This window comes from Vulcanococcus sp. (assembly GCF_044369115.1).
Classification (GTDB): Bacteria; Cyanobacteriota; Cyanobacteriia; order PCC-6307; family Cyanobiaceae; genus Vulcanococcus.
Genome location: NZ_JBIPMN010000286.1, coordinates 1 through 5,624, shown reverse-complemented (window position 1 = coordinate 5,624; position 5,624 = coordinate 1). Strand labels below are relative to the sequence as shown.

The 5,624-nt window shown below is 48.5% G+C and carries 4 protein-coding genes and 3 pseudogenes; 5 read left to right on the top strand and 2 right to left on the bottom strand.

All coding sequences use genetic code 11. The annotated features are described in order from the left end of the window. Nucleotides 1-148, top strand: a pseudogene (locus ACIQ2E_RS15110) (DNA helicase UvrA); the annotation flags it as partial. Between the two features lie 553 nt (nt 149-701). Next, nucleotides 702-1,025, top strand: a complete 324-nt coding sequence (locus ACIQ2E_RS15105) for a hypothetical protein (protein ID WP_398332315.1) — start codon at nt 702-704, stop codon at nt 1,023-1,025. A gap of 1,403 nt (nt 1,026-2,428) precedes the next feature. Here the strand turns inward: ACIQ2E_RS15105 and ACIQ2E_RS15100 are convergent. After that, a complete protein-coding gene (locus ACIQ2E_RS15100; RefSeq protein WP_398332313.1) occupies nt 2,429-3,613 on the bottom strand; it encodes a site-specific integrase in 1,185 nt (394 codons plus the stop codon). 95 nt (nt 3,614-3,708) lie between these two features. Here ACIQ2E_RS15100 and ACIQ2E_RS15095 point away from each other — a divergent pair. The 3 genes and pseudogenes from ACIQ2E_RS15095 to ACIQ2E_RS15085 form a co-directional block, all read left to right on the top strand. Continuing rightward, a pseudogene (locus ACIQ2E_RS15095) lies at nt 3,709-3,954 on the top strand (hypothetical protein); the annotation flags it as partial. A 103-nt stretch (nt 3,955-4,057) separates the two neighbouring features. Beyond that, nucleotides 4,058-4,918, top strand: coding sequence for a hypothetical protein (locus ACIQ2E_RS15090; protein WP_398332311.1), 861 nt, complete (start codon nt 4,058-4,060; stop codon nt 4,916-4,918). Between the two features lie 142 nt (nt 4,919-5,060). Then, nucleotides 5,061-5,207: pseudogene (locus ACIQ2E_RS15085) on the top strand (DNA helicase UvrA); the annotation flags it as partial. On the opposite strand, the gene ACIQ2E_RS15080 reads toward ACIQ2E_RS15085, so the two are convergent. After that, the coding region (locus ACIQ2E_RS15080; protein ID WP_398332309.1) for a DNA gyrase C-terminal beta-propeller domain-containing protein at nt 5,208-5,624 on the bottom strand (417 nt) is incomplete at its 5' end.

Sequence of the window (5,624 nt, the reverse complement as noted above, 5' to 3'; positions counted from 1 at the left end):
TGATCTGGGTCCAGAAGGGGGCGACAAGGGTGGGCAGATCGTGGTCAGCGGCACCCCCGAAGAGGTGGCGGACCATCCCACCAGTCACACGGGTCGGTATCTCAAGCAGGTGCTGGAGCAGCATCCTCCTGAGGTGGTGGTGGGGTGAGGAGGAGATCCTGGAAGGGATCTGGGGGACTGGGAGGGAGTGGGGTGAGGGTGGAGGTGGCTTGGGTTGTGGCTCTAACAGGTAACAAAAGTATATGGACTTAACTCTGTCAAAATCTGATTGACAATGAAAGCAAGTGTGTTTTTTTAGTCAGGCTCCTCCTGTAATATAGATATGTAAATTCGTGGAGACGGAAGAACAAGGTTTGTTGTGTATACCCAATTGATTGCGTCTTGGTTTTTTCAGGTCTTTCCTCCTATTAGAAATAAGATTTCAAATGTAGGAGAAATTGCTGGATTTCTAAATTGGGTTTCTAAGAAATTCAAATCTAACTCAATCCCGTGTTCAAAGAGAGAGCATCTGTGGGATTTGATTCTGCAGAGAACTGATAATAAGTATCTTCGAGTATTCGAGTTTGGTGTTGCTTGGGGATATGCTTCTCAGTGGTGGTTGGCACACATATCAGATTCTTCCTTAGTATGGAATGGATTTGATAGATTTACTGGTCTTCCGACGCCTTGGAGAAACTTGCCCAAGGGATATTTTAGTTCTGATGGCATCCCCCCCACCAATTGATGATCAACGTGTCCAGTGGCACATCGGTGACGTTGAGACGACTCTCCCAAAGGTAAATCTTGATCGACGGGAGAATGAGAGGTGGATCATTTTTTTTGATCTTGACTTGTTGCAACCAACTGAATTTGCTTGGAATATTATTAAGGGAGAAATGCGCGAGGGAGATCTCTTGTATTTTGATGAGGCATTTAATTGGGATGAAAGATTTGTGATAGATCAACTTGTTCTTCCATTTGGATACTTTGATCTCATTGGATTTACCCCGCAGGCACTCGCATTACAATTTAAAGGAAAGAAGTAGTTAGATGAATGTCTACAAGTAACCACTTTTATAGATTTGGTCTGACCACCCTTTTCATAAGGATCCAGGTGCTCCTGAGGCACCCATCAGACCCGATCAGAACCAGCAGCACCATCAGCATGAGGGCTTCCTGAGTGCCGTTGCAATGGGTTCTGGATGCCTCATAAGACCTTCTTGCTCCTCAGGTTCCGATAGAGCAGATCGAGTGCTTCCTCCAGGACTTCATCAGGTGTCCTGAAGGTGGGTTTGTGCGTGATGGGGTTGATTGCTTTCTTCTGGATCTCCACAAGGATCCGTTTCGATTCTGATTTCATTTGAACAGATAGGCATCAGGTGACTTGAGGTTCTGATGCTCCTTCTTGATCAGATACTTGATAAGATCACTTTTATTCAGTTTATAATGCTTGCACAGGGAATCTCTGGTCTCCAGGAGATATGCCTCATGTTGCTTGAAGGATAAGGACTCACGAATTCTTCTTTCTGGTGTATATGTGTGCATCTGGTCTTGATTATTTATGGAGGATATAAATATCATTGGTTCTGATGGGTTTCACTGGTTCTTATCAGGAGTCATCTTGGATCACTGGGAACCATGAGGAATACATCCCACCTTTAGGTTTTAAATGGTATTTCTAATTGCTTGTGCTTCGCACAAGGTTGCCTTCGGCAACGAATCTGATGATTTGATTCATGTTTGGTTCCATAAGAACCCACAATCTGATCATGGAATAACAAAGTTATTTATGTATTTCGGAATTTCAAGATACTTCCTTTCTCTGAGCCACTAACAGAGTTATTCCACTGCCATATTGATACATTGTCAACCCCTGCTGATAATGATGCCATTCAGAATGCTTGACACGGAATCACTTATAATATCAGGGTCAATGAATAAAATATATGAATACCGAATTTAACATCGACAAACAATACAGAGAGCAACTCTTCCGATACTATTTCCATGAACCTGTCCTCAAGGGATCGGGAAAGTCAGTCAAGTGGGTGTCTCCATGTCCATTCTGTTCTCCTGCCAGAAAGACCGAATCAAAACGCAATGAGAAGGTTTGTGCTCTTATTTGGGTGGATGACTGGAACACCTGGACATTTACTTGCCGCAGAATGGCATGTCCTCATCCGAAACTTTCGTTTCCACGACTGATTGAAGCACTTAATCCGCAGATGTATAAGAAGTATCAGAGGGAAAGGCATCATGCTGGAACTACAGGATGGTAAACGAATTGTCCAAATCCCCGTGATTCTGTGATTCCGTTACCATCAAAGCATCAAGCTAAGCAAACGAAATCGAAGAATTCAAGATCCCAGGGCAAGGGTTCCCCTCGATCCAACGGCAATCGAAGGAACCCCAATGCTCAAGGATCCCATGACAACCCCACTGATGCTGTTCAGGATGGAGACCAGGAGGGCATCTGAACCCTCCCAGTGGGTTTGGCATAGACCTTCAGCATCGTTTGAGTGCTGTGTCCTGCAATGGCAGCAAGATCAGCAACCGAGTTCCCCATTGCCAGGGCATGAGAAACGAAGGTGTGTCGTTGTGCATAAAGTCGTCGGGGTTTCAGTCCACATCGACGCAGGGATCTTTTCCAGACCATCCCGAGAATTGAATCGTAGACATTGCCGTGTGAAAGGGGAGTGAGGAACACCAACCCAGTCGGATCGAACAGATCGATTTCTTTCATCTGCTCCTGGTGCTCCTGCAGCACCTTGAGAACTTGCTGATTCAAGGGCACCACCCGTTCTCTTTCCGTCTTCGTGGTGGACGGAATGAACCGATGCGAACTCAAACCATCGACCTTGAGGGACTTATAAATCAGAAGTTCTCCCTCTGACCATCTGATGCAGTCCCATGACAATGCCCTGAGTTCTCCGTTTCGTAGACCCGTGTTCAACCACAGCAGGAACAATGGGTAGAACCATGCTTCATTCTGTTTGAGATCACTCAACACCATTTCGATGTCTTGCTTGCTCAGAATGTCCGACTGAATGTGCGTTTGGTCAAACTTGAGTTTGTAGGTGAAGAGGGATCTGCATTTAGGCAGCACCCTGCGGCATTCGGTCAGGATTCCGACGATGGTTCGGTTCTTCAGACCCTGCTGCTGCATCCAACCAACGAACTCCTCAACATCAGACCGATCCCTGATGGTGCGTCCGTATCGTTGGATTGTTCGATACGCATGAATCGTTCGACCTTGCCGATTGGTTTCAGCAAGTTGCTTCAGGGCATTCAACAACCCCTTGTCCTGCCGATCACTGGTCGTCTGGTAGGAACGCAAGGTTTGATCAAAAGTGCCATCGCACCAATCCGACCAGATCCGACTGCTGATCGCATGAGCACGGGCAATGGCAGCAGGGTCTTCCCAACGATCAATGCGGTTGATAAAGGTGTCTTTGCCGTCGATGTTCAGTCGAACCTGAACGACTCCATTGTTGTTCCGCAGAGTTGGTGGTTTCCTCATGAGGTGTGATGGATCCGTCGATGCCTCATGAATAGGTGGGGGCAGCAGGAGAAACCGATACCTAAACCCAGCATTGAAGCCATTTTTAGCCGAAACGGGTTCGTCGGGATACAAAAAGACCTCAAAAGGGTCTGATCGGCTCAAAAATCGGCTTTTCTTCTTGAATACTCCCAAACCTATTGCCGCACACGGGATCTGGAGGATCGGATCACTTCATGGATGTGATGCAGAGGTCGGTCGATAAGGGCAACTCAATCCTGGTGATCGAGCACAACCTCGATGTGATTCGCTGCTCCGACTGGATCGTCGATCTCGGTCCAGAAGGCGGCGACAAGGGCGGTCAGATCGTGGTGACGGGCACCCCAGAAGAGGTGGAGGAGCATCCCACCTCCCACACGGGGCGGTACCTCAAGCAGGTGCTGGAGCAGCATCCGCCGCAGCCAGTAGCGGCTTAGGGATTGGGAAAAACTGGGGAGCTGGCTACGGAAGTGGCTTGAAGAATTAGGAATTGCCATTGTTTTGCGAAGGCTGTATGATGAATCTACTTCTCCAGTCCAAATGATAATCAATCCAGTCTTTACGAACAAAGAGCTTGAGTCTCATCTTGAAGACTTCTTTCGACTTTACTTTTCTTCCCCAATATCGGACAACTTGGGAGGTATGCACGCGAACCACGCGTTCGCACTCTATGTAGTCCTCAAAAAGTTTAGTCCAGCTTTGGTCGTAGAGAGCGGTGTCTGGAAAGGGTTTTCAACATGGCTCATAGAATCAACGCTACCCAATGCCAAGATTGTAAGTATTGACCCTGAACCTAAAACAAGACAATACACTTCATTTCGTGCTGATTATAAGATAGAAGACTTTGCTGAAATTGACTGGACTGCTTATGATATCGAAGATTCACTGTGCTTTTTCGATGATCACCAGAATGCGTATCAAAGATTGCAGGATATGAAGTGGCATGGCTTTAAAAGAGCAATATTTGAAGACAACTTTCCATTTGGTCAGGGAGACTGTTATAGCCTGAGGCATGTTTTGTCCCGCAATGGCCACCCCACTAGACAGATGTCTGAGCAGTACAAGCCGAAATCGATGCGTAGACTGATGTACCTACTTGAAGAGAAAATATTGTACCGTAATTACAGCAGGCAGTCAATTGTTCGAAAAGCCAACAATGCCGACCGTAGCACGATGCTAAAAAATATATCCGTATATCAGGAAATGTCTCCGATCTGCATTAATTCAGCTCATGACTGGGGAGGCTCTTGGGACGACCCAAGCTATAGCCTAAGTGCTACTCCACTTTTTCCTTCTAAGGCGGAGCTTCTTGAAAACATAAATTCTCTCTCTTATCTTCGGGACGATGAACTATCAATCGAACTTTTTTATGGCTATATTTGTTATATTGAGTTGCGATAAGTAGTTTTAGCTATATCTGAATATAATGCTCTCTTCAGATAGCCCTGATCATGGTGTAAAATTAAGGTAATTACTGTGAAAGTGGATCTAGTTCTGGCTCCTTAATTGAGTCCGCTTGAGATCATTTGCGATGGATTAAACTTGGATAATCGCTCTGGGTCCAGAAGGCGGCGACAAGGGCGGTCAGATCGTGGTGACGGGCACCCCAGAAGAGGTGGCGGAGCATCCCACCTCCCACACGGGGCGGTACCTCAAGCAGGTGCTGGAGCAGCATCCGCCTGCCCTCTAGTTAGAGACCGAGCGGCACCAGCGCATTCAGGCGGTCTGACGGGTTCAGCGGCAGTGCCATGCCGCTGCCGCCGGGATCCTCCGCGATCAGTGCTGCCGTGGCCAGCCGCAGGCTGCGGCCATCGCTGAGCAGGCCTGCCACCAGATCGGCGCTGCCGGGCCGCAGGTCGATCAATTGATCCTCGCGCTGCTCGAAACGCAGACCGATCTGGCCGAGATCGCCGCGCTGGCAGCGACGCAGTCCGGCCACCCCCAGCCGCTTGATCTGGCCGCGCGCGCTGGCCAGCAGCACGCTGCCCTCGCCATCCACTCCGGCGGCCCCCACCACCGTCTCGCCCGGCAGCAGACGCAGCAGCACCGGTCCCTGGGCGTTGCGGCCCATCACCGGCAGGTTGGCCTCGTTCACCGCAAGCCGCAG

Coding starts and splice junctions, on each gene's coding strand:
- ACIQ2E_RS15105 (WP_398332315.1), top strand. CDS start 702: ATGGCATCCCCCCCACCAATTGATGATCAACGTGTCCAGTGGCACATC.
- ACIQ2E_RS15090 (WP_398332311.1), top strand. CDS start 4,058: ATGATAATCAATCCAGTCTTTACGAACAAAGAGCTTGAGTCTCATCTT.